The organism is Comamonas sp. FG99, assembly GCF_057808605.1.
Genome location: NZ_JBMDII010000018.1, coordinates 52,628 through 74,352 on the forward strand (window position 1 = coordinate 52,628; position 21,725 = coordinate 74,352).

The 21,725-nt window shown below is 69.5% G+C and carries 21 protein-coding genes; 11 read left to right on the forward strand and 10 right to left on the reverse strand.

Annotated features, from left to right (window positions below):
- Positions 1-204 precede the first annotated feature (204 nt).
- The 8 genes from ACODRX_RS13815 to ACODRX_RS13850 all read left to right on the forward strand — a co-directional run bounded on the left by ACODRX_RS13815 (position 205) and on the right by ACODRX_RS13850 (position 8,535).
- Positions 205-1,185 (forward strand): tripartite tricarboxylate transporter substrate binding protein, encoded by a 981-nt coding sequence (locus tag ACODRX_RS13815; RefSeq protein WP_488872090.1) that lies wholly within the window; start codon positions 205-207, stop codon positions 1,183-1,185.
- A gap of 16 nt (positions 1,186-1,201) precedes the next feature.
- Complete coding sequence (locus ACODRX_RS13820; RefSeq protein ID WP_488872091.1) at positions 1,202-2,134, forward strand: SDR family NAD(P)-dependent oxidoreductase; 933 nt, start codon at positions 1,202-1,204, stop codon at positions 2,132-2,134.
- 7 nt (positions 2,135-2,141) lie between these two features.
- Positions 2,142-3,014, forward strand: coding sequence for a MaoC/PaaZ C-terminal domain-containing protein (locus ACODRX_RS13825; protein ID WP_488872092.1), 873 nt, complete (start codon positions 2,142-2,144; stop codon positions 3,012-3,014).
- An 11-nt stretch (positions 3,015-3,025) separates the two neighbouring features.
- Complete coding sequence (locus tag ACODRX_RS13830) at positions 3,026-4,576, forward strand: AMP-binding protein (protein ID WP_488872093.1); 1,551 nt, start codon at positions 3,026-3,028, stop codon at positions 4,574-4,576.
- A 201-nt stretch (positions 4,577-4,777) separates the two neighbouring features.
- Positions 4,778-5,911 carry an acyl-CoA dehydrogenase family protein gene (locus ACODRX_RS13835; RefSeq protein WP_488872094.1) on the forward strand — a complete coding sequence of 378 codons (1,134 nt, stop codon included), beginning with the start codon at positions 4,778-4,780 and terminating at the stop codon, positions 5,909-5,911.
- Positions 5,912-5,925: 14 nt separating this feature from the next.
- Entirely contained in the window at positions 5,926-7,086 is a 1,161-nt protein-coding gene (locus tag ACODRX_RS13840; RefSeq protein WP_488872095.1) for an acetyl-CoA acetyltransferase, read from the forward strand.
- A gap of 2 nt (positions 7,087-7,088) precedes the next feature.
- Positions 7,089-7,502, forward strand: coding sequence for a Zn-ribbon domain-containing OB-fold protein (locus tag ACODRX_RS13845; protein WP_488872096.1), 414 nt, complete (start codon positions 7,089-7,091; stop codon positions 7,500-7,502).
- Positions 7,503-7,545: 43 nt separating this feature from the next.
- Positions 7,546-8,535: a Bug family tripartite tricarboxylate transporter substrate binding protein gene (locus ACODRX_RS13850; RefSeq protein WP_488872097.1), complete on the forward strand. Its 990-nt coding sequence runs from the start codon at positions 7,546-7,548 to the stop codon at positions 8,533-8,535.
- A gap of 25 nt (positions 8,536-8,560) precedes the next feature.
- Here the strand turns inward: ACODRX_RS13850 and ACODRX_RS13855 are convergent, their stop codons facing one another.
- Genes ACODRX_RS13855 through ACODRX_RS13895 form a run of 9 tightly spaced genes read right to left on the reverse strand, consistent with a single transcriptional unit; the run spans position 8,561 to position 17,948 of the window.
- Complete coding sequence (locus ACODRX_RS13855; RefSeq protein ID WP_488872098.1) at positions 8,561-9,538, reverse strand: Bug family tripartite tricarboxylate transporter substrate binding protein; 978 nt, start codon at positions 9,536-9,538, stop codon at positions 8,561-8,563.
- A 27-nt stretch (positions 9,539-9,565) separates the two neighbouring features.
- Complete coding sequence (gene hpaI / locus ACODRX_RS13860; RefSeq protein WP_488872099.1) at positions 9,566-10,369, reverse strand: 4-hydroxy-2-oxoheptanedioate aldolase; 804 nt, start codon at positions 10,367-10,369, stop codon at positions 9,566-9,568.
- An 18-nt stretch (positions 10,370-10,387) separates the two neighbouring features.
- Entirely contained in the window at positions 10,388-11,362 is a 975-nt protein-coding gene (locus ACODRX_RS13865; RefSeq protein WP_488872100.1) for an NAD(P)-dependent oxidoreductase, read from the reverse strand.
- Positions 11,359-12,525: a sialidase family protein gene (locus ACODRX_RS13870; RefSeq protein ID WP_488872101.1), complete on the reverse strand. Its 1,167-nt coding sequence runs from the start codon at positions 12,523-12,525 to the stop codon at positions 11,359-11,361. Before ACODRX_RS13870 ends, ACODRX_RS13865 begins: the two co-directional genes overlap by 4 nt.
- Positions 12,526-12,535: 10 nt before the next feature.
- Positions 12,536-13,546: a Bug family tripartite tricarboxylate transporter substrate binding protein gene (locus ACODRX_RS13875; protein ID WP_488872102.1), complete on the reverse strand. Its 1,011-nt coding sequence runs from the start codon at positions 13,544-13,546 to the stop codon at positions 12,536-12,538.
- A 43-nt stretch (positions 13,547-13,589) separates the two neighbouring features.
- Entirely contained in the window at positions 13,590-15,059 is a 1,470-nt protein-coding gene (locus ACODRX_RS13880; protein ID WP_488872103.1) for an NAD-dependent succinate-semialdehyde dehydrogenase, read from the reverse strand.
- Positions 15,060-15,089: 30 nt separating this feature from the next.
- Positions 15,090-16,625 (reverse strand): UxaA family hydrolase, encoded by a 1,536-nt coding sequence (locus ACODRX_RS13885; protein ID WP_488872104.1) that lies wholly within the window; start codon positions 16,623-16,625, stop codon positions 15,090-15,092.
- Between the two features lie 2 nt (positions 16,626-16,627).
- Positions 16,628-17,614 carry a tripartite tricarboxylate transporter substrate binding protein gene (locus ACODRX_RS13890; RefSeq protein ID WP_488872105.1) on the reverse strand — a complete coding sequence of 329 codons (987 nt, stop codon included), beginning with the start codon at positions 17,612-17,614 and terminating at the stop codon, positions 16,628-16,630.
- Positions 17,615-17,663: 49 nt separating this feature from the next.
- Positions 17,664-17,948 (reverse strand): hypothetical protein, encoded by a 285-nt coding sequence (locus ACODRX_RS13895; protein WP_488872106.1) that lies wholly within the window; start codon positions 17,946-17,948, stop codon positions 17,664-17,666.
- Positions 17,949-17,965: 17 nt separating this feature from the next.
- Here ACODRX_RS13895 and ACODRX_RS13900 point away from each other — a divergent pair, with 17 nt between their 5' ends.
- The 3 genes from ACODRX_RS13900 to ACODRX_RS13910 all read left to right on the forward strand — a co-directional run bounded on the left by ACODRX_RS13900 (position 17,966) and on the right by ACODRX_RS13910 (position 20,533).
- Entirely contained in the window at positions 17,966-18,901 is a 936-nt protein-coding gene (locus ACODRX_RS13900; protein WP_488872107.1) for a LysR substrate-binding domain-containing protein, read from the forward strand.
- 79 nt (positions 18,902-18,980) lie between these two features.
- Positions 18,981-19,988, forward strand: a complete 1,008-nt coding sequence (locus tag ACODRX_RS13905; RefSeq protein ID WP_488872108.1) for a DnaJ domain-containing protein — start codon at positions 18,981-18,983, stop codon at positions 19,986-19,988.
- A 290-nt stretch (positions 19,989-20,278) separates the two neighbouring features.
- On the forward strand, positions 20,279-20,533 hold the full coding sequence (locus ACODRX_RS13910) for a lysozyme inhibitor LprI family protein (protein ID WP_488872109.1): 255 nt from the start codon (positions 20,279-20,281) through the stop codon (positions 20,531-20,533).
- Positions 20,534-20,776: 243 nt separating this feature from the next.
- Here ACODRX_RS13910 and ACODRX_RS13915 read toward each other — a convergent pair whose 3' ends face one another.
- Positions 20,777-21,709, reverse strand: a complete 933-nt coding sequence (locus ACODRX_RS13915; protein WP_488872110.1) for a LysR substrate-binding domain-containing protein — start codon at positions 21,707-21,709, stop codon at positions 20,777-20,779.
- Positions 21,710-21,725 lie beyond the last annotated feature (16 nt).

Sequence of the window (21,725 nt, forward strand, 5' to 3'; positions counted from 1 at the left end):
TTCTGCGCCCTTTCTGGACCGCCGCCCGCATGGGTCCGGTGGTCCGGTCGCTCCAGGCGAAGGGCCCCTTAACGATACCCAAAGTACCGCCGCCCGCCCGCGATATTGACGGCCCGCGGAAAATGGCCTTAAATAACCGTCAGACGGATATATAAATCCGCTAGACGGACATTATAGCCATAAAGTCATTGGAAGGAGACAGATATGAAGCGACGTCCATTCGCCCTGGCCCTGGCGACGGTGCTTGCCGCCACGCTGCCCTGCGGCCTGCTGGCCCAAACCGCCGAGCTGCCCGCGGGCAAGCCCTACCGGATCATTGCGCCGAGCTCGCCGGGCGGCATCCTCGACCTCACCAGCCGGCTGCTGGCCAAGTCGCTGGGCGAGAAGATCGGCCAGCCGGTGATCGTGGAAAACCACCCGGGCGCCGGTGGCGCGCTGGGCATCCAGGCGATGCTGCGGGCCGAGCCGGACGGGCGCACCCTGGTGATGGGCAGCCTGGGCCCGAATGCCGCCAACTACGAGTTGCAAGCCAAGCTGCCCTATGCCTACAAGGACATGGCGGCGGTGATCCATGTGCTGTCCATGCCCGACGTGGTGGTGGTCAACCCCAAGCTGCCGGTGAAGTCGGTGGCCGAGCTCAAGCAGTACGCACAGGCGCGCCCGCAGGGCCTGTCCATGGCGGTGTCCACCAGCGGCTCGTCCGGGCACCTGGCCGGCGCGCTGCTGAACCAGCGCACCGGCATCCATGCGGTGGACGTGATCTACAAGGGCGCCGCACCGGCCTTGACCGACCTGATCGCCGGCCAGGTGGACTACATGGTGGACAACCTGATCACCGCGCTGCCGCTGATCCGCGGCGCCAAGATCCGCCCCATCGCGGTCACCACCCGCGAGCGCAGCGCCGAGCTGCCGGACGTGCCCACGCTGATGGAGCTGGGCTACCCGGATTTCGACGTGTCGGTGTGGCTGGGGCTGTTCGTCTCGTCCAAGACGCCGCCGGCGGTGGTGCGGGCGCTGAATGCCGAACTCAACAAGGTGCTGGCCGAGCCCGAGGTGCGCAAGACCATCGCCCAGCAGGGCGGCACGGCTGTCGGCGGCAGCCCCGAGGACTTCGAGCGCTTCGTGCAGGCCGAGAAGGACCGCTGGACCCAGGTGATCCGGGTCGGAAAGATCAAGACCGAATGAGCCCCCAGGGGCGCGCATGCAACAGCAGACACAGGGAGAGTGGGCGATGAAAGACAAGGTGGTGGTGGTGACCGGGGCCGGCAATGGCATTGGCAGGGCAACGGCACTGTTGCTGGGCGCGCTGGGCGCCAGGGTGGTGGTGAACGACCTGGGCGCCAGCGGCAGCGGCGAGGGGCAGGATGCCGGGCCGGCCCAGCAGGTGGCGCAGGAGATCGCGGCGGCTGGTGGCGAGGCGGTGGCGGATACCCATTCGGTGGCCACGCGCGAGGGCGCGGCCGCCATCGTGCAGACCGCGGTGGACCGCTACGGCCGCATCGACGGCGTGGTGAACAACGCCGGCATCCTGCGCGACCGCATCTTCCACAAGATGAACGAGGACGAATGGCGCGCGGTGCTGGATGTGCACCTGAACGGCTCGTTCTACGTGAGCCGCGCGGCCGCGCCCTTCTTCAAGGACCAGCAGGGCGGCGCTTTGGTGCACATGACCTCGACTTCGGGCCTGATCGGCAATTTCGGCCAGGCCAACTACGCGGCGGCCAAGCTCGGGATCGCGGCGCTGTCCAAGAGCATCGCGCTCGACATGGCGCGCTTCAACGTGCGCTCCAACTGCATCGCGCCCTTTGCCTGGAGCCGCCTGATCGGCACCCTGCCCAGCGAGACCGAGGCCGAAAAGCAGCGCCTGGCGCGCATGCAGTCGATGAAGCCCGAGCAGGTGGCGGCGGTGGCCGCCTTCCTGGTCGGCGACGGCTCGCGCGAGATCAACGGCCAGATCCTGGCGGTGCGCGGCAACGAGGTGATGGTGATGAGCCAGCCCCGGCCGGTGGCATCGGTGCACTGCGCGGCCGGCTGGGACCAGGACAGCCTGCAGTCGCATGCGCTGCCGGCCTTGAAGCGCGCCTTCACGCCGCTGGAGCGTTCGCCCGAGGTGTTCTGCTGGGACCCGGTGTGAGGCAGCCATGATCCACTACGACACCGTCAAGCATTGGCCTTTCGGCGAGGACATCTCGGCCTATGGCGTGGACGACTGCATCCGCTACGCGCTCAGCCTGGGCATGGCCGCTGACCCTTTCGACGAGGATGAGCTGCGCTTCGTGCTCGAAGACGGCATTCGCGTGCTGCCTACCTTGCTGGCCACGGTGGGCGCGCCAGGCGCATGGGCGAGCGACCCGGCGACCGGCATCGACTGGCTGCAGATTCTGCACGGCGAGCACCGCATGCGCTTTTTCGGCGCCTTGCCGGCCAGCGCCCGGGTGCGCAGCAGGACACGGGTGAGCGGCATTGTCGACAAGGGCGCGGGCAAGGGCGCGCTGGTGACTACGGTGCGCGAGGTGTCCGATGCCGACTCGGGCCGGCCGCTGGCCCATGTCGAGCATGTATCGTTTTGCCGCGCCGATGGCGGCTACTCGGCAGGCGGCGCGCCCAGCGATGCGGCGCTGGAGCCGTTGCCCGCCGCGCCGGCGCGCGCGCCGGATGCGCAGATCGAGATGCCCACGCAGCGCAACGCGGCGCTGCTGTACCGCTTGAACGGCGACCGCAACCCGGTGCACGCGGTGCCAGCCGCATGGCGCCAGGCGGGGTTCGAGCAGCCCATCCTGCACGGCCTGTGCAGCTATGGCATGGCGGCGCGCGGCCTGGTGAAGCTGGCCTGCGGCAATGATCCGGCCCGGCTGGAGAGCATGGCGGCGCGCTTTTCCGCGCCGGTGTACCCGGGCGAGACCCTGGTGCTGAGCCTGTGGCGCGATGGCGCGCGTGTGCAATTCGAGGTGCATGCCAGGGAGCGCGGCCTGAAGGTGCTGAGCCACGGCATGGCCACGGTGGCCGTGGCCTGAAAGGAGAACGCATGTCCGATATCGAGACCTTCGCCCGCGACAACCCCGACGGCGTGGCCTACCGCATGGTGCCGTCCGAGCAGGTGGTGACCTGGCGCGAGCTGGAGCAGCGCTCGCGCCAGTGCGCGGCGGCGCTGCGGGCGGCAGGGCTTGAGCAGGGCGACGTCGTCGCCATCCTGCTGGAAAACCATGTCCGCTATTTCGAGATCATCTGGGCGGCCTATCGCATCGGGCTGTACTACACCACGATCAGCCGCCACCTGAAGACCGACGAGGTGCGCTACATCCTGCAGGACTGCGGCGCGCGGGCGGTGTTCTGCTCGGCGCGCACGCTGCAGGACGTGGATGCCGGCGCGCTGCAGGCATTGCCTGGACTGTCGGTAGAGCGCATCCTGCTCGACGGCGCGCGCCCCGGCTTCACCAACTACGAGGCCTTCATCGCCTCGCAGCCGCCCGGCGTGGCGCTGCCGCAGACATTGCCGGGCATGGACTTCTGCTACTCGTCCGGCACCACGGGCCTGCCCAAGGGCATCAAGCGGCCGCTGGCGGATGCGAACAAGTTCTTCGCCGCCAAGGACGACCCGCGCATGCGCTGGAAGAACTTCGACGCCGGCACCGTCTACCTGTCGACCGCGCCCTTCTACCATACGGCGCCGGTGCGCTGGAACATGAACGTGATGAAGGTGGGCGGCAGCTGCGTGATGATGGAGCGCTTCGACCCGCTGGTCGCGCTCGAGGCCATCGACCACTACCGCGTGACCCACGCGCAGTGGGTGCCCACCATGTTCATCCGCATGCTGCGCCTGCCCGAGGAAGACCGCGCGCGCTTCAGCCTGGCGAGCCTGCGCTATGCGGTCCATGCCGCGGCGCCCTGCCCGGCGGCGGTCAAGCAGCAGATGATCGCCTGGTGGGGGCCGATCCTGTACGAGTTCTACAGCGGCACCGAGCTGGTGGGGCGTACCTCGCTCGACTCGCACGAATGGCTGAGCCACCCCGGCTCGGTCGGCCGGGCCGAGTTCGGCCAGGTGCACATCGTGGGCGAGCAGGGCCGGGAACAACCCGTGGGCACGCCCGGCGTGGTGTATTTCTCGGGCGGCGGCCGCTTCGAATACCACAACGACCCGGACAAGACCCGCCAGGCCTACAACGACCGGGGCTGGGCCACCTATGGCGACATCGGCTACCTGGACGCCGAGGGCTACCTGTACCTGACCGACCGGCTGGCCAACACCATCGTCTCGGGCGGCGTGAACATCTACCCGCAGGAGGCCGAGAACGTGCTGGCCGCGCACCCGGCGGTGGCCGACGTGGCCGTGGTGGGCGTGCCGCATGCGGAGTTCGGCGAGGAGGTCAAGGCCGTGGTGCAGCTGCAGGATGCGGCCGCCGCCAGCGATGCGCTCGCGGCCGAGCTGATCACGCACTGCCGCAGCCAGATATCGGCCATCAAGTGCCCGCGCTCGGTGGACTTCGTGGCCGAGCTGCCCCGGGCCGAATCGGGCAAGCTGCTCAAGCGCCTGGTGAAGGCCCGCTACTGGCCCGAGCAAAGCCAGATCGCATATTGAGATGAAACACCCCCTGAGTCGCTTCGCGCCTTCCCCCTCTCTGGCGCTTCGCGCCGGAGGGGAACCACGCCAGCGCGGCGGGGCGGCCCTTGCGCGGCGTGCGTCGATGGGTTGCGCCAGTTTCATGGATCACGGGCTGAGCCCAATGTCATGGATGAAAAGGAAAGAAATCACATGGTTAGCCAGTCCTCTGATCAGTCAATGAAGCGCACCGCGTTCTCGGCCGACCACGAGCTGTACCGCGCCAGCGTGGCCCGGTTCATCGCCGAAAAAATCACCCCGCGCCACCAGGCCTGGGAAGCGCAGGGACTGGTGCCGCGCGAGCTGTGGCGCGAGGCCGGCGCGGCCGGCCTGCTGCTGCCGGGCACCCCCGAGGAGTACGGCGGCGGTGGCGGCGACTTCCTGCACAGCGCCATCGTGGTCGAGGAAATCGCGCGCGCCTTGGCCACCGGCGTCACCGGCTTCACCACGCACTCCGAGAACGTGGCGCCCTACCTGCTGGAGTTCGGCAGCGAGGCGCAAAAGCGCCAGTTCCTGCCCGGCATGGCCCGCGGCGACATCGTGGGCTCGGTGGCCATGACCGAGCCCGGCGCCGGCAGCGACCTCAAGGCCATCCGCACCACGGCCGTGGCGGTGGACGGGGGCTTTCGGCTCAACGGCCAGAAGACCTTCATCACCAACGGCTACCACGCCGACCGGGTGCTGGTGTTCGCCAAGACCGACCCGGCAGCCGGTGCCAAGGGCATCAGCCTGCTGTGGGTGGACACGCGCAGCGAGGGCTTCAGCCGGGGCCGCCTGCTCGACAAGCTCGGCCAGAAGGCGCAGGACACGGCCGAGCTGTTCTTCGACAACCTGTTCGTGCCCCGCGACATGCTGGTGGGCGAGCTGAACCGGGGGTTCGCCTACGGCATGAGCGGCCTGGTGCGCGAGCGGCTGCTGATCGCGCTGCGCTGCGCGGTGGCGCTGGAGGTGGCGCTGCAGTGGACGGTGGACTATGTGAAGCAGCGCCAGGCCTTTGGCCACGCACTGGTCGAGAACCAGTTCATCCGTTTCCGGCTGGCCGACATCAAGGCCCAGACCTGGGCCACGCGGGCACTGGTCGACAGCTGCCTGCAGCAGTACCTGCAGGGCGAGCTCACGCCCGACGGCGCGGCCATGGCCAAGCTCTGGGCCAGCGAGGCCACGCGCGCCATCGACGAGCTGATGCAGTTCTTCGGCGGCTACGGCTACATGCGCGAGTACCCCATCGCGCGGGCCTACACCGACGTGCGGCCCAACCGGATCTACGGCGGGTCTTCCGAAATCATGCGCGAAGTGATCGCGCGGGCTTTGTAATGGGAGTGGAATACATGAGCCAATCGCTGTCCCGGTCCGTCGCCATCGCCGGCGTGGCCGAATCCGATCTCGGCAAGGTGCCGGGCAAGTCGGCGCTGGAGCTGCAGGCCCAGGCCGCCAGGCTGGCCCTGGCCGATGCGGGCCTCGCGCTGCGCGACGTGGATGCGGTGTTCGCGCACACGGACGACCGCTTCTCCAGCCTGCAGGTGTCCGAGTTCCTGGGCATCCGGCCCCGCTATGTGGACTCGACCAACGTGGGCGGCATGTCCAACCTGCTGCACATCCGCCGCGCCATGGCCGCGATTGCCGCCGGCATGTGCGAGGTGGCGCTGATCACCTATGGCAGCACCCAGCTGTCGGATGGATCGCGCAAGGGCGGCGCCGTGGCGGCCGATGCGCCGCACACGCCGCGTGGCCAGTTCATCCTGCCCTATGGGCAGCTGAGCCCCATCGGCTACTACGCCATGGTGGCGCAGCTGCACATGCACCGCTACGGCACCACGCCCAGGGATCTGGCCGAGGTGGCGGTGGCCGCGCGGCGCTGGGCCCAGCTCAACCCCAAGGCCTACCGGCGCGAGCCCACCAGCATAGACGAGGTGATGGCCTCGCCCGTGGTGGCCGAGCCGCTGCGCCAGCGCGACTGCTGCCTGGTGACCGATGGCGGCGGCGCGCTGGTGGTGGTGTCCGCAGCGCGCGCCCGCGACCTGCGCAGCAAGCCGGTCTATGTGCTGGGCGCGGCCGAGACCCATGCCCACCACTACACGCCCTTCAACACCGGCGACTGGCTCGACACCGGCGTGGCACCCACCGCCGGCGAGGCCCTGCGCATGGCCGGTGTCACGCGGGAGGACATCGACGTGGTGCAGATCTACGACCACTTCACCATCGGCGTGCTCCAGTCGCTGGAGGAGCTGGGCTTTTGCAAGCGCGGCGAGGGCGGGGATTTCGTTGCCGGCGGCGCATTGGGCCCGGGCGGGCGCTTTCCCATCAACACCTCGGGCGGCGGCCTGTCGTACGGGCACCCGGGCATGTTCGGCATGTTCGTGGCCATCGAGGCCGTGCGCCAGCTGCGCGGCGAGTGCGGCGAGCGGCAACTGCCCAAGGCCGAGCTGGCGCTGTGCCATGCGCCGGGCCTGGTTTTCTCCTGCAATACCACCATGATCCTGGGAGTCTAGAAATGACTGATGTTGTGCGCCCTTTGCCCCAGGCCACCGACCTGACCCGCCCCTACTGGGAGGCCGCCGCGCGCGGCGAACTGCAGATGCAGCACTGCAGCGCCTGCGGCCGCTGGCAGTTCTATCCGCGCCCCTTCTGCATCCATTGCGAGGCCGATGCGCTGCAGTGGCAGCCCGTGTCGGGCCGGGGCAAGGTCTACACCTATACCGTGAACCACCGCGCGCCCAACCCGTTCATGAAGGTGCGCCTGCCCTACGTGGTGGCGATGGTGGAGCTCGACGAAGGCCCGCGCCTCATGGCCAATGTGCTGGATGCGCAGCCCGGCGACATGGCCATAGGCCGGCGCGTCGAAGTCGTGTTCGAGCGCGTGTCAGGTGACATGGCGTTGCCGCAGTTTCGGCTGCTGGCCGAATAGCATCTGGTTTCTCAGCCTTTGTGTTCTCCAGGAGATGAATGCCATGACCCATCCGTTCTTCCCTACCGCATCCCTGCGCCGCCGCTCCCTGCTGCTGGGCGGCGGCACGCTGCTGGGCGGGCTTGCGCTGCCAGCACGGAGCCAGGAGATCGCGCGCATCTATGTGGGCTTTGCCGCCGGTGGCGTAACCGATCTGGCGGCCCGGATGCTGGCACCGGCGCTGTCGGAGGAGCTGGGCCAGACTTTCATCGTGGAAAACCGGACGGGCGCATCGAGCGCGCTCGCGATCAAGGCGGTGGAGGGCAGCGCACCCGCCAGCAACACTTTCGTGCTCTATCCCACGCTGGCGCTGCTGGGCTTTCTGCTGAACGGGCAGCAGCCTGCGCTTGACAGAATCACGCCGGTCTCGCTGCTGTACGAGCAGTTCGCCGTGCTGGCCATCAACCCGCAGGTAGCCGGCCTCGAGAATGTGCGCACGCTGCAGGACCTGCTGCAGGTGGCCAAGGTGAAGGCGGGCGCATTGACCTACACCAGCTCGGGCGTGGGCAGCACCGGGCACCTGGCCATGGAGTGGGTCTGCAGCCTGGCGGGAGTCAAGATGCAGCACGTGCCCTACAAGGGCGGAGCGCCCGCGGTGACCGACGTGCTGGGCGGCCATGTGGGCACGATCTTTGCCGACTCCACCATCATCGCGCCCCACGTCAAATCGGGAAAGGTGCGTGCCCTGGCCGTCAACTACCCGGCGCGCGTGCCGGGCTTTGCCGATGTGCCCACGGTGGCGGAGCAGGGCTTCAAGGAAGTCTCGGCCGTGCCCTGGGTGGTTCTGGCCGGTCCGCCCGGCATGTCCGATGCGGCGGCCGGCCGGGTGGCCGCCGCCGTGGGCCGGGCGGTGGCCCGGCCTGATATCGCCCGCTCCATGCAGGAGCAGAACATGGTGCCCAGACATTCGACGCCGCAGCAGACCCGCCAGCTCATGCAGCGCGACATGCTGGCCTGGAAGAAGATCATCGACGACAACGGCATCAAGCTGTGAGGCGCCACAGGCCTCTTGGCGCCACTCAATCGATCTTGATCCCCGCATCCCTGATCAGCGTGGCCCAGGTGTCGGACTGGCCGTCCAGCCATTGCCGGTAGTCGGCGGCGCTGCCGGGCTGGAACTCGGCCTTGAGCTGCGCCAGGCGCCGGGCCATGTCGGGCGTGCCCAGCACCTGGCCCACCGCGGCATTGATGCGGGCCACGGTGTCCGCCGGCGTGCCGGCGGGCGCGAACAGGCCCTGCGAGATGAAGGATTCGAATCCGGCCAGGCCGGCCTCGCCCATGGTCGGCACCTCGGGGGCGAATGGCGAGCGCCGGGCGGCGGCGATCGCCACCGCCTTGAGCTTGTGGCCCTTGATGTATTCGGACACCGCCGGCAGGCCGCTGAACATCATGTCCACATGGCCGCTGATGAGGTCGGAGAAGGCCGGGCCGCTGCCCTTGTAGGGCACATGCGTGAGCGAGAAGCGGCCCAGGCGCTGCATCATCACCGCGCTCAGGTGGGTGCTGCTGCCGTTGCCGGAGGAAGCGATGGTGAGCTTGCCGGGTTCCTGCTGCGCGGCGCGGATGATGTCGGCCATGCTGCCGAGGGGCGAGCCGGCCGGCACGACCAGCACATTGGCGAAGCGGGCGATATCGATCACCGGCTGCAGCTGGCTGCTCTTGTAGGGCAGGTGGGGGTAGAGGTGCGGATTGATCGCATACGCGGACGCATCCGACAGCAGCAGCGTATGGCCGTCGGGCTTGGCCTTGACCACATAGTCCGTGCCGATCACGCCGCCGGCGCCGGGGCGGTTCTCGACGATCACCGAAGCCTTGAGCGCCTCGGACAGGCCGGGCGCGATCAGGCGGGCGAACAGGTCCGAGCCGCCGCCGGGGTTGAACGGCACCACGATCTTGATGAGCGGCCTGCTGTCCTGCGCGGCGGCCGGGGCCGCCAGCGGCAAGGCGATGGCGCCCAGGCACAGCGCCGCCAGGCGCTGGAGCCAATGTATTTTCATGGTCTTGTCTCCTGAAACGAGCTTGGGTCAGTAGGCGGCGCCCGGCCGCGCGGCCACGGCGGGGCTGCCGCCGGCGAACTGGCCGCGCAGGCGGCGCGCGGCGCCCACGAACATCAGCACATCCACGCCCACGGCCACGAAGCTGCAGCCCAGGTCCAGGTAGCGCTGCGCCAGCGCCGGGTCGGAGGTCAGCGTGCCGGCGGCCTTGCCGCTGGCGATGATGGTCTTCATCGCGCCTTCGATGGCGGCCTGCACCTCGGGGTGGCCGGGGTTGCCGCGGTGGCCCATCGAGGCCGCCAGGTCGGCCGGGCCGATGAACACGCCATGCACGCCGTCCACCGCGCAGATGGCTTCGAGGTTGGCCAGCGCGGTGGTGGTCTCGGCCTGCACCAGCAGGCAGATCTCGTCATCGGCCACGGCCAGGTAGTCGGTGCGGCTGCTCCACTGCGAGGCCCGGCCCACGGCGCTGCCCACGCCGCGCACGCCGTGGGGCGGGTACTGCGTGGCGGCCACGATGGCGCGGGCCTGTTCGGCCGTATCGACCATGGGCACGAGCAGCGTCCTGGCGCCTATGTCCAGCATCTGCTTGATCAGGGCCGTGCTGCCTTCCACCACGCGCACCACCGGCTGGCCGGGGTGGGGGGCCACGGCCTGCAGCGCGGCCAGCGTGCCGCGCAGGTCGTTGGGTGCATGCTCGCCATCGATCAGCAGCCAGTCGTAGCCGCAGGTGGCGGCGGCTTCGGCCAGGTAGGGATCGGCCATGGACAGCCACAGGCCGATGCGGGGCTGGCGGGCGGCCAGGGCGGTTTTGAAGGGGTTGTGTGCGGGCATGGCGGATGGGGGAGGGGGTCAGAGCAAATGCCCGGCGGGCAGGGGCCTGCCGGCCAGGTGGTCGACGATGTTGGCGGCGGTGAGGGTGGCCACGCGCAGCGCGGCCTGGCGCGTCACGCCGGCCACATGCGGGGTCAGCAACACCTGCGGCAGCAGGGTGAGCGGGTGGCCTTGCGGCAATGGCTCGGTGTCGAAGGTGTCGAGCCCCGCGCCGGCCAGATGGCCGCCTTGCAGCGCGGCCAGCAGCGCGGCCTCGTCAACGACCGGGCCGCGCGCGGTATTGACCAGCAGGCTGCCGGGGCGCAGCAGCGCCAGCTCGGGCGCGCCGATCAGGCCGCGCGTGCGCTCGGTCAGCGGGCAGTGCAGGCTCAGAATGTCCAGCTGCGGCAGCAGCCGGTGCAGCTCGGGCTCGCAGGCAAAGCCATCGGCCTGGCCCGCGGGGCGCAGCACCAGCACCTTGGCGCCCAGGGCGGCGGCCAGCTGCGCGGTGGCGCGGCCAATGGCGCCATAGCCGACGATGCCCACCGTGGAGCCGCGGAAGTCGCGGCCCTGCCAATGGCTGCCGGGCCAGTTGCCGGTCCAGTCGCCGGCGCGCACCTGGCGGTCGAGCTGCGGCAGCTGGCGCACCAGGGCCAGCGTCAGCGCCAGCGCATGCTCGGCCACGGCCGGGGCATTGGCGCTCAGCGCCACGGCCACGGCCACGTCTTGGGCGCGGGCCGCGTCGATGTCCACGCTGTCCACGCCGGCACCGTTCTTGGCCACGATGCGCAGCGCCGGGGCGGCCTGCAGCACCCGGGCGGTCACGGGCTTGGAGCCGCGCAGCACCAGGGCCTGGGCGCCGGTCTGCGCCAGCCGCGCGGCCAGGCTGTCCTCGGTGATGGGCTCGGCCATGAATTCGATCCGCCCGCCGGCGGCCTGTACCAGGGCCTGGGCCTCGGGCGCCCAGTGCTCGGCGGTGACGAGGACCTGAAATGAAGGATGGCTGCTGCTCATGCTGGTGTGTCCGCCCAGTCCGGCTGCACGCGCACATGGCGGATGTGCTGGCGGAACACGGTATAGGCCAGGTGCAGCGCGCCATCGGCGCCCTGCCGGATCGAGGGATAGGAGTATTCGCGGTTGCGGCCGTGCTCGGAGTCGTTGCTCATGCACCAGCCGTCGCCCACTTCGAGCTTGCGCTGCCAGGGCCAGGTCAGGCCGTCGTCCGCCGACAGCGCCAGCGTCAGCGGTGCGCGCGGCGCACCCCAGAATGCACGGCGCTCGGCGGCCGATGCCGGCGCGGGCTTGGCCGAGGCATCGCCCAGCTCGTCGTACAGCGACTCGCGCCGCTCGGTGGCGTCGGCGGCGCTGCTGGCATTGAAGATCATGGCCAGGCGGCCATCGGCCAGGCGCAGCGCCTGGATGGACGAGTTGTTGTTCGGCAGCGTGGTGGGCTCGGGCGCTTGCCAGCTCAGGCCGCCATCGTCGCTGCGGCTGCGGTAGACATGGTCGGCCCAGCGGCTGCGAAAGAACGCCAGCAGGCCGCCGCTCGGGCCGGCATTCGATGCCGCCACGATGTTCATGTGCACGCAGCCCAGGCTGCCGGGCACGGCGATGCGCTGCCAGCTGCGGCCTTGGTTTATGGAGCGCAGCACGCCGCTGTCGTCATGGCTGCCGTCCCACGCCTCGCCGGGCCGGCTGCGGCAGTGGAACACCGGCAGCAGCCAGCTGCCATCCGCGTGCACATGGATGGGCTGGCGCACGAAGGTGCCGGCCGGCGCGTCGGCCAGCGTCTCGGTGGGGCCCCAGCTGTGGCCATGGTCGCGCGATATGCGCCGGCGCACCACCGAGGTGTCCTGGTGGCCCGAATGCTGCGCGGTGTGCAGCAGCCACAGCGCGCCGTCCGGCGCGGGGAAGAGCACGGGGTTCTGTTCGGAGCGTTCGGCGTCGTGCGACAGCTGCACCGGCTCCGACCATTGGCTGGCGCCGGGCGCGAGCCGCGACATGAAGACCGAGATGTCGGAGCGGCCCTCCATCGAGCCGCCGAACCACACGCAGCCGAGCGCGCCGTCGCCCAGCACCATCAGGTTGGCGGCATGGGCCTGCACGCAGGGCGAGGGCAGGCCGGCCACCTGGCGCGCCGGGTCTTCGGGATGCGGGCGCAGCAGTCCATCGAGCATGTGCATCTCCTCAATCCGCCTTGATCTTGGCGGCCTTGATCAGCTCGCCGACCCGCTGGTACTCGCCGGGGAGGAAAGCGCGCAGCTCGTTCGCATCGCCGCTGCCCGGGCTCACGCCCAGGTCGCGCAGCTTGGCGATCACATCGGGCTGCTTCAGGGCCTTGGCCAGTGCGTCCGAGAGCTTGGCGCTCACGTCGGCGGGCGTCTTGGCCGGTGCGAACAGCGCATACCAGGCCGAGAACTGGAACTGCGGGTAGCCGGCCTCGGCGAAGGTGGGCACGTTGGGCAGTTCGGGCAGGCGCGCGGGTGCGCCCACGGCCAGCGCGCGCACCTTGCCGCTGCGCAGCAGCGGCATGGAGTTGGTGGCGGTGTCGAAGATCACCGGGATGCGGCCGCCGATCAGGTCGACGATGTGCGCGTTGCCGCCCTTGTAGGGCACGTGCGTCATCTGGACCTTGGCGATGGACACGAACAGCTCGCCGGCCAGGTGCAGCGGCGAGCCGTTGCCCGAGGAGCCGTACATCACCGCTTGCGGGTCCTTGCGCGCCGCCTCCGCCACGTCCTTGAGCGACTTGTAGGGCGAGTCGTTGGCCGTGATGGCGATGATGGGCGCGCTGCCGATCATGCCGATGGGCTCGAAATCCTTGAGCGGGTTGTACTCGGCCTTGATCAGATGGGGGCTGGCGGCATGCGTGGCCAGCCCGCCTACCAGCAGGGTGTAGCCGTCGGCCGGCGCGCGCGCCACGATGCCCGCGCCCAGCAGCGCCCCGGCGCCGGGGCGGTTGTCCACGATGGTCGAGGCGCCCAGCACCTCGCCCATCTTCTGGCCCACCAGGCGCCCGAGCATGTCGTTGGCGCCGCCCGCGGGGTAGGGCACCACGAAGGTGATGGGCTTGCTGGGGAAGGACCCCTGCGCGTGCGCCAGCGGCATGGCGCCGGCCAGGGCCAGCGTGCCGATTGCGCCGAGCACGCCGAGCGCACCGAGGAAGGGGCGGCGGGTGAAGTGGTGGGGGTTGTTCATGCTTTTGTCTCCTGTTGTGAATGGTTCTGGCGAACGGGCCGTGTCAATCCAGCTGTCCCTGGCAGACGTACTTGGTGTGCAGGTAGTCGTCGAGCCCGTGGGTGGAGCCCTCGCGGCCGTAGCCCGACTCCTTGACGCCGCCAAACGGCGCGGCCTCGGCCGATATCGCGCCTTCGTTGATGCCGACGATGCCGGTCTCCAGCAGCTCGGCCACGCGCCAGATGCGGCGCACGTCCTGGCTGTAGAAGTAGGCGGCCAGGCCGAACGGCGTGTCGTTGGCGGCGGCCAGCACCTCGGCCTCCTCGTCGAACACGGTCAGCGGGGCCACCGGGCCGAAGGTCTCCTCGCAGGCGCAGGCCATGGTGGCATCGGCGCCGGTGAGCACCGTGGGCGCGTAGTAGTTGGGGCCGAGCCCGGGCAGCCGCCTGGCGCCGGCGAGCACCCGGGCGCCCTTGGCGATGGCGTCCTGCACATGGCGCTCGATCTTCTCTACCGCGCGGGCATTGATCATCGGGCCGATCTGCGCGGCCGGATCGCTGGCCGGGCCCACCTGCAGCGCGGCCACGCGCGCGGCGAGCTTGTGCGCGAACGCATCGAACACGGCGCGCTGCACGAAAACGCGGTTGGGGCACACGCAGGTCTGGCCGCCGTTGCGGAACTTGGCGGCCATGAAGCCTTCGACGGCCGCATCCACATCGGCATCCTCGAAGACGATGAAGGGCGCATTGCCGCCCAGCTCCAGCGAGAGCTTCTTGAGCGTATCGGCGCCGCGCCGCGCCAGGTGCTTGCCCACGGGCGTGGAGCCGGTGAAGGTGATCTTGCGCACGCGCGCATCGGCGAGCCACACGTCCACCACCTCGGGTGTCTTCTCGCGCGAGGCCGTGACGATGTTGAGCACGCCGGCCGGCACGCCGGCTTCGTGCGCCAGCAGCACCAGGGCGAGCGAGGTCAGCGGCGTGTCTTCGGCGGGCTTGCAGACCACGGTGCAGCCGGCGGCCAGCGCGGGCGCGATCTTGCGCGCGATCATCGCGGCCGGAAAATTCCACGGCGTGATGGCGGCCACCACGCCCACGGGCTCGCGCAGCGCGAACATGCGCCGGCCCGGCACGGGCGCGGGAATGATCTCGCCGTTCATGCGCGTGGCCTCTTCGGCGAACCATTCGATATAGCTGGCCGCATAGGCCACCTCGCCCCTGCCCTCGGCCAGGGGCTTGCCCTGCTCCAGCGAGATCAGCGTGCCCAGGTCCTCCTGGTGGGCGATGACCAGATCGTTCCAGCGCTTGACGATGGCGGCGCGCTGCTTGGCCGGCAGCCTGCGCCACGCGGGAAAGGCGGCGTGGGCGGCATCGAGCGCGGCGCGGGCCTCCCGGGCGCCGCTGTCGGGTACTTCGGCGATCAAGGCGCCGGTGGCCGGATCGGTCACGGCCAGGCGGGGGGCGGGCGCATCGCTCCACTGGCCGGCAATGAAGTTGGCGCTGCGAATCAGTTCGGGGCGGGTAAGGGTGAGTGGCATGGAATCGTCACATGGAATGGGGGAAGGGCCTCAGCTCACGATGCCCAGGTGCCAGGGCACGAACTCGTGGTCGCCCAGGCCGAGCAGCTCGCTCTTGGTGGCCTCGCCGCTGGCGTGGCGCAGGATCTGCTCGAAGATGCGCTGGCCCATCTCGGGCACGGTGCATTCGCCGTCCACGATCAGGCCGCAGTTGATGTCCATGTCTTCCGACAGACGCTGGTACATGGGCGTGTTGCTGGCCAGCTTGATGGTGGGCGCGGGCTTGCTGCCGAACATGGAGCCGCGCCCGGTGGTAAAGCAGATCAGCTGGGCACCGCTGGCGATCTGGCCGGTGGAGGCCACGGGGTCGTAGCCGGGCGAATCCATGAAGACGAAGCCGCTCTCGGTGATGGGCTCGGCATATTCGTACACCGCGCGCAGCGGCGTGGTGCCGCCCTTCATGGCCGAGCCCAGCGATTTCTCGAAGATGTTGGCCAGCCCGCCGGCCTGGTTGCCATGGCCCACCACGCCGTTGAACTGGGCGTTCTGGCCGGCGGTGTATTTCTCCCACCAGGCCAGGCGGTCCAGCAGCTTCTGGCCCACGGCCGGCGTGATGGCGCGGCGCGTGAGCATGAATTCCACGCCGTGGATCTCGGGCGTTTCGCTCAGGATCGCGGTGCCGCCGTGGCGCACCAGAATATCCATGGCCGCGCCCAGCGCCGGGTTGGCGGTGATGCCCGAGAAGCCGTCCGAGCCGCCGCACTCCAGGCCGATCTTGAGATGGCTGGCGCTCACCGTCTGGCGCCGCGCCTGGTTGGCAAGCGGCAGCATCTCCTCGATGGCCTTGATGCCGGCCGCGATGGTGGCACGCGTGCCGCCCACGTCCTGCATCACGAAGCTGCGCAGCAGCTTGCTTTCGTGCAGGCCCTGCGATTCCATCAGCCCATCGACCTGGTTGCGCTCGCAGCCCAGGCCCACGATGAGCACGCCCGCCAGGTTGGGGTGGCGCGCGTAGCCGGCCAGGGTGCGGCGCAGCACGTCGAAATGCTCGCTGGGCGAGGACATGCCGCAGCCGCTGGTCTGCGCGAAGGCGGCCACGCCATCCACGTTGGGAAAGGCCGCCAGCCGCTCGGGCGTGAAGTGCGCGGCAATGTTCTTGATCACCGTGGCCGAGCAGTTCACCGACGACAGGATGCCGATGAAGTTGCGCGTGCCCACGCCACCGCCCGCGCGCACAAAGCCCTGGAACGTGGCGCGCTGCTCTTCAGGCACATAGTCCACCGGCCGCACGTCGGCGCCGAAGGCCGGGTCGCGGTAGTAGTCCACCAGCTGCAGGTTGTGGCTGTGCACATAGTCGCCAGGCTCCAGCGCGCGCGTGGCCACGCCGATCACCGTGTCGTACTTCTTCACCTGCTCGCCCTGGGCGATGCGGCGCGCGGCGATCTTGTGGCCCGCCGGCACCTGGGCGCGCGCGCGCACGCTCAGCCCGGGAATCTCCTGGCCCAGCGCCAGCGCGGTCTTGGCGACGAGCACGTTGTCGTTGGGGTGCAGGTGAAGCAGAGGGGAGGCGGGGGGACGGGAGGTCATGTTCAACCCTTCATCAATTCACGCAGTTTCAGCCTGTCGATCAGCACCGTCTCCTTCTGGTAGACCGCGGCCACGTATTTTTCGTAGTCGGGGCCGTCCAGGTACATCACCGGGGCGTCGATCTTGTCGGTCACGGCCTTGAATTCGGGGCTGGCCACCGCCTGCCTGAAGGCTTCGCGCAGCTTGGCCAGGATGGCCGGCGGCACGCCCCGGGGCGCGCCGATGCCGTTGGGCGCATCGACCACCACGTTGTAGCCCAGCTCCTTGAGCGTGGGCGTGTCCTTGAAGCGCGGCGGGCGCTGCTCGCCCCAGGTGGCCAGCAGGCGCAGCTTGCCGGCCTCGACATGCGGGGCCCACGAGCTGGAGTCGGCCAGCGCATCCACATGCCCGCCCAGCACGCCGGCCAGCGCCTCGGCGCCGCCCTTGTAGGGCACCGGGTTCAGCTGGATGCCGGCCACGCCGGCGAACTCTTCCATGCCCACGTGGGTGGCGCCGCCCACGCCGGCATGGGCATAGGTCACCAGGCCGGGGCGGGCCTTGGCCGCCTCGACAAAGTCCTTCAACGTCTTGAAGGGCGAGTGGGCCGGCACCGCGATGCCGAAGGTCTGGCCCGAGGTGCGGGCGATGTAGCTGAAATCCTTGCGCGGATCGGCCGCCAGCATGCCCAGCTGCGAAAAGCGCGTCACCGAGATCGGTATCTGGCCGATGGTGTAGCCGTCGGGCTTGGCCGAGGCCAGCGCCTTGGTGCCGATCATGCCCGAGGCGCCGGCGCGGTTTTCCACCACGATGCCCTGGCCCAGCACCTTGCCGGCCACGGTGCACAGCGCGCGCATCGACTGGTCGGCCGTGCCGCCCGCGGGCCAGGGGCAGATGAAGACGATGGGCCGCTCGGGCCAGGCCTGCGCCATCAGCGGGCGCGCTGCCGCCAGGGTGGCGGCGCCGACGGCGGTGCACAGAAAATCGCGGCGGCTGGGCCGAAGGGGCTGCATGCGTGGGTCTCCTTGTTTTGTCGAACGCTTGTCGTACAGCCGTGATTGTTCAAAAATGCGCCATGACAATCCAATGAAAATGTGGACTGTCTTCATAACCAGAAGGTAATAAACCTACATCCGGCAGTTGACCGCTTGCTTTCCTCTTGGAGTCCACATGAATGCTTGCTTTTGTTGCTTTGTTCCCGTTCATCTGTGTGGCAGGCAGCGCTATGCGCCCGCCAGCACCGCTCTCGACGCGCCATGCTGTGTTGCTCCTCCTTGCAGGCAGAAGCCTGCCGCGTCGTCGCGCCTTGCCTGGCACACCGATAGCGGCACCGGCGAGTGCATCCAACTGCCGGATGTAGATTGATGAGCAAGATCGACCGCGTGCTGCGCAGCAACCTCAAGCTGCGCCACCTGCAGCTGCTGGTGGCGCTGGACCAGTTCCGCCATGTCGGCCGGGCGGCGGAGTTCCTGTCGGTCACGCAGCCGGCCGTCTCCAAGACCCTGGCCGAGGTGGAGCGCATGCTGGGCATGGCGCTGTTCGAGCGCAGCACGCGCGGCACCGAGCCCACCGCCGCCGGCGCGAGCCTGGTGCGCTTTGCACGCTCGGTGCTGGCGGGCTTCGAGCGCACCCGCGACGAGATCGCCGCCGAGGCCAGCGGCGCGCGCGGCCGCACCAGCGTGGGCGCCATGGTGGTGGCCACCCCGGTGCTGCTGGCCCAGGCGGTGGAGGGGCTCAAGGCCCGCTCGGCCCAGACCACGGTGCTGGTGGAAGAGGGCGACCTCACGCGCCTGCTGCCCAAGCTGCGCCTGGGCGAGCTGGATCTGTTCGTGGGCCGGCTCGAACCCGGCTACGCCGCGCCCGACCTGGAAACCGAGGCGCTGTACGAAGACCCGATGGTGGCCGTGGTGCGGGCCGGCCACCCGCTGGCGCGCAAGCGCCAGCCGTGCTGGGCCGACATCGCCGGCCAGCCCTGCGTGATGCCCCCGCCCTGGGCGTCGCTGCGCGTCAAGCTGGAGCAGCAGTTCTTCGCCCACGACCTGCATCCGCCGGCCGACATCGTGGAGTCGGCCTCGTTCCTGTCGCAGATCACCTTCCTGCACCAGCGCGGCGCCGTGGCCTTCATGGCGCGCACGGTGGCGCGGCATTTTGCGCAGCTGGGCATGGTGGCGGTGCTGAAGCTGCCGGTACGCATCGAGCTGCCGCCCGTGGGCCTGATCACGCTGCGCGGCCAGCCGATGACGCCGGTGACCGGGCTGCTGGTGGAGCGCCTGCGCGAGGTGGGGCAAGGGTTGCGCTGAGTGGCGGTGCGCAGCCGCCGCCGGATCGGCGCGCCCCGCCGCGCCTGCTACCATGTTGCATCGCAACATGGCTTGCGCAATGGAAATCATGCACCTCGACGACCCTTACCACGAACTTGGCCTGGCACCGGGCTCCAGCGATGCCGAGGTGAAGGCGGCGTGGCGCCGCCTGTCCGCGCGCTGGCACCCCGATCGCAACGACAGCCCGCAGGCGCTGCGAAAGATGCAGCGCATCAACCGGGCGCTGGAAGCGATCCGCCAGGCCCGCACCGAGCCGGAGGCTGAAGCCGAGGACTCCGCCCCCGGTGCGGAGGACTTCACCGTCGAGCACTCCGTGAGCCTCACGCTGGAGGAGGTGGTGAGCGGCTGCGCCCGGGAGGTGCGGGGCGAGGTGGTCGAAGACTGCGCCGACTGCGAAGGCAACGGCCTGCAGCCGCAGGCTGCCGAGTGCAGCGCATGCCATGGCGCCGGCCATATCCGGCAGCACCTCTGGTTCGCCTGGGTCTCGTCCACCACCGAGTGCACCGCCTGCCGGGGGCAGGGGAAGATGCGCCCAGCCTGCGCCGCCTGCGCGGGCAGCGGCAAGGCGCCGGCGCGCCAGTACCGCTGCCGGGTGCAGGTCGCGCCGGGTGCGCGCGCTGGCGACCTGCTCCATGCCATCGCCGGCGTGCAAGGCAGCCAGCGCAGGTTGGCGCTGCGCCTGCGCGTGGAACTGCAGCCGCACGAGTTCTTCGCGGCCGAAGCCGACGGCACCCTGAAGTGCGAGCTGCCGGTCGACGGCTTTGCATGGATGGCCAATCGCTGGATCGAGGTTCCAACCCCGCGCGGACTGCAACAGATGAAGCTGCGCCGGGGCGCGCTGAGCTATCGCATCAAAAATGCGGGCCTGCCGTGGACGGGCGCGGCAGAGGCCGCGGACTGCATCGTCACCGTCGTGCCGATGTTTCCGCAAGAGTTCAGCCCCGAGCAGGAGGCCGCGATCGACCAGCTGGTGAGCAGCAACTCCGGAGCGGCCGGCACCTCGGCCGGCGACCGCATGGCGGCATGGGCACGGTTGCTGGACCGCTGGCGGGAGCGGCGCGGGTGAGGCCCCTGAGCGCCATTGGATGGCAGGCGGATGATGGCCCGCCTTGGGTCGGAAGCGGCTGGGGCCGAGGCGTGCTCATGGCCCCAAGCGGTCTTCCACCCCGTGCAATAGCAGCCATCCCAAGCATCACCAGTCGATAAAAAAGCCACCTTTCGGTGGCTTGGTGTGCTTGCTTAGCAGCGCCTAGGCGTTGGCCTGCCTGCGCCTCCAGCGCAGCCCCAGAGCCGTCAACACCGCAGCCATCAAGTTCAGCAGCACGATGCCCAGCGCGCTCAGCGATGGAACCGGTGTTGGCGCCGTTGAACACGGCTTACGGCAATCTGCGCAAGCTGCTCAATCCCGCCCAGCAAAATTCGCTGAAGACGGGGCAGGTGGCGTGGATCAAGGAGCGCGACGACCAGTGCAGCTACGAAAAGCCGAATGGCTACTACGTCAACCTGACTTGCGCTGTGGCCCTGACCCGGCTGCGCCTGGATTTCCTCAAGGAGCGCGAGCGTGAATGCCGCAGCACCGGCTGCGAGGATGGCAAGCTGGGCGGGCAGTAAGCCCGGCCCTGGTCGCATGCCACGGCATTGCGGCATGCGCCGGCTCGTCCCATTTCGGGCGGGCCCATTCGGCGGGTGCCCGCTTCGGGATGGCGCTGCCGAACCCATATGGGCAGTGGCCGCGCGAATGACACGCCGACCAGCAGCCCAGCAGGCGCCAGGAGCCCGATCGCAGCGACAGGCGCCGCGATCCCCGCGGAGCCACGTCCGGCCGGATGGCTCGGACCTGCCATGTGCTATGGCCTATGCCTGGCTGGCCGCCTTCAAGGCAGCGTGCAGCCGCGCGGCGGCTGGGGAAAGCAGGCGGTCGTTGCGCGTGATGAGGCCGTAGTCATCCATCTGGCAAGGCATGGGCAGCGGCAGGATGGTAACCAGGCCATGCGCCGCATAGTACTGGGCGACGTCGGCGGCCAGCACGGCGAGCATGTCGCTGCGCTCCAGCAACCGGGTGATGAATAGCGGTGCCGAAGTCTCGACCACGCGGGTGGGTGGGCGCAGGCTGGCGCGCTGGAACATCAGTTCGAAGCGATGGCGCAGCACGGAGCCGGTGGGGGGCACGATCCAGGTGGAGTGTTCCAGCTGCCCCAGTGTGAGCGCCGCATGCTCCAGCAGCGCATGGCCGGGCCGGGCCACGGCATTCACGGGCTCAAAGGTCAGCGGCTCGTAGTTCAGGGCCAGCTTGTCGTGCTCGACCGATAGCCGGCCGATGACGAGGTCGAGCCTTTCCTGTGCCAGGCGCTCCAGCAGCAGGTTGCTGCTTTCCACCTCGACCGTGACGGTCAGGTTCGGCCACTGGTGCTTGAGCCGGGCCACCACGTCGGGCAGCAGGCACACGGCGGGCGAGGTGATGGCGCCCACGCGGACATGGCCGGCATGTCCGTCCTTGAGCCCGGCGATCTCGTCCTGGGCCTGATCCAGGCTTTCGACCAGCAGGCGCGCATGGCGGATCAGCGCCTGGCCGTAGTCGGTGGGTCGCACGCCGCGCGGCAGGCGCTCGAACAATGGCACGTCCAGCATCTGCTCCAGCTCGCGCAGCATCTTGGATGCGGCGGGCTGGGTCATGGACAGCACCTCGGCGGCACGGTGGATATTGCCTTCGTCCGCCAGGGCTACGAGCAGCAGCAGCTGGCGGGTCTTCAGGCGCGAGCGGATATACCGGGTGCCAGGGGTATTCATAGGGTTTTCATCGATA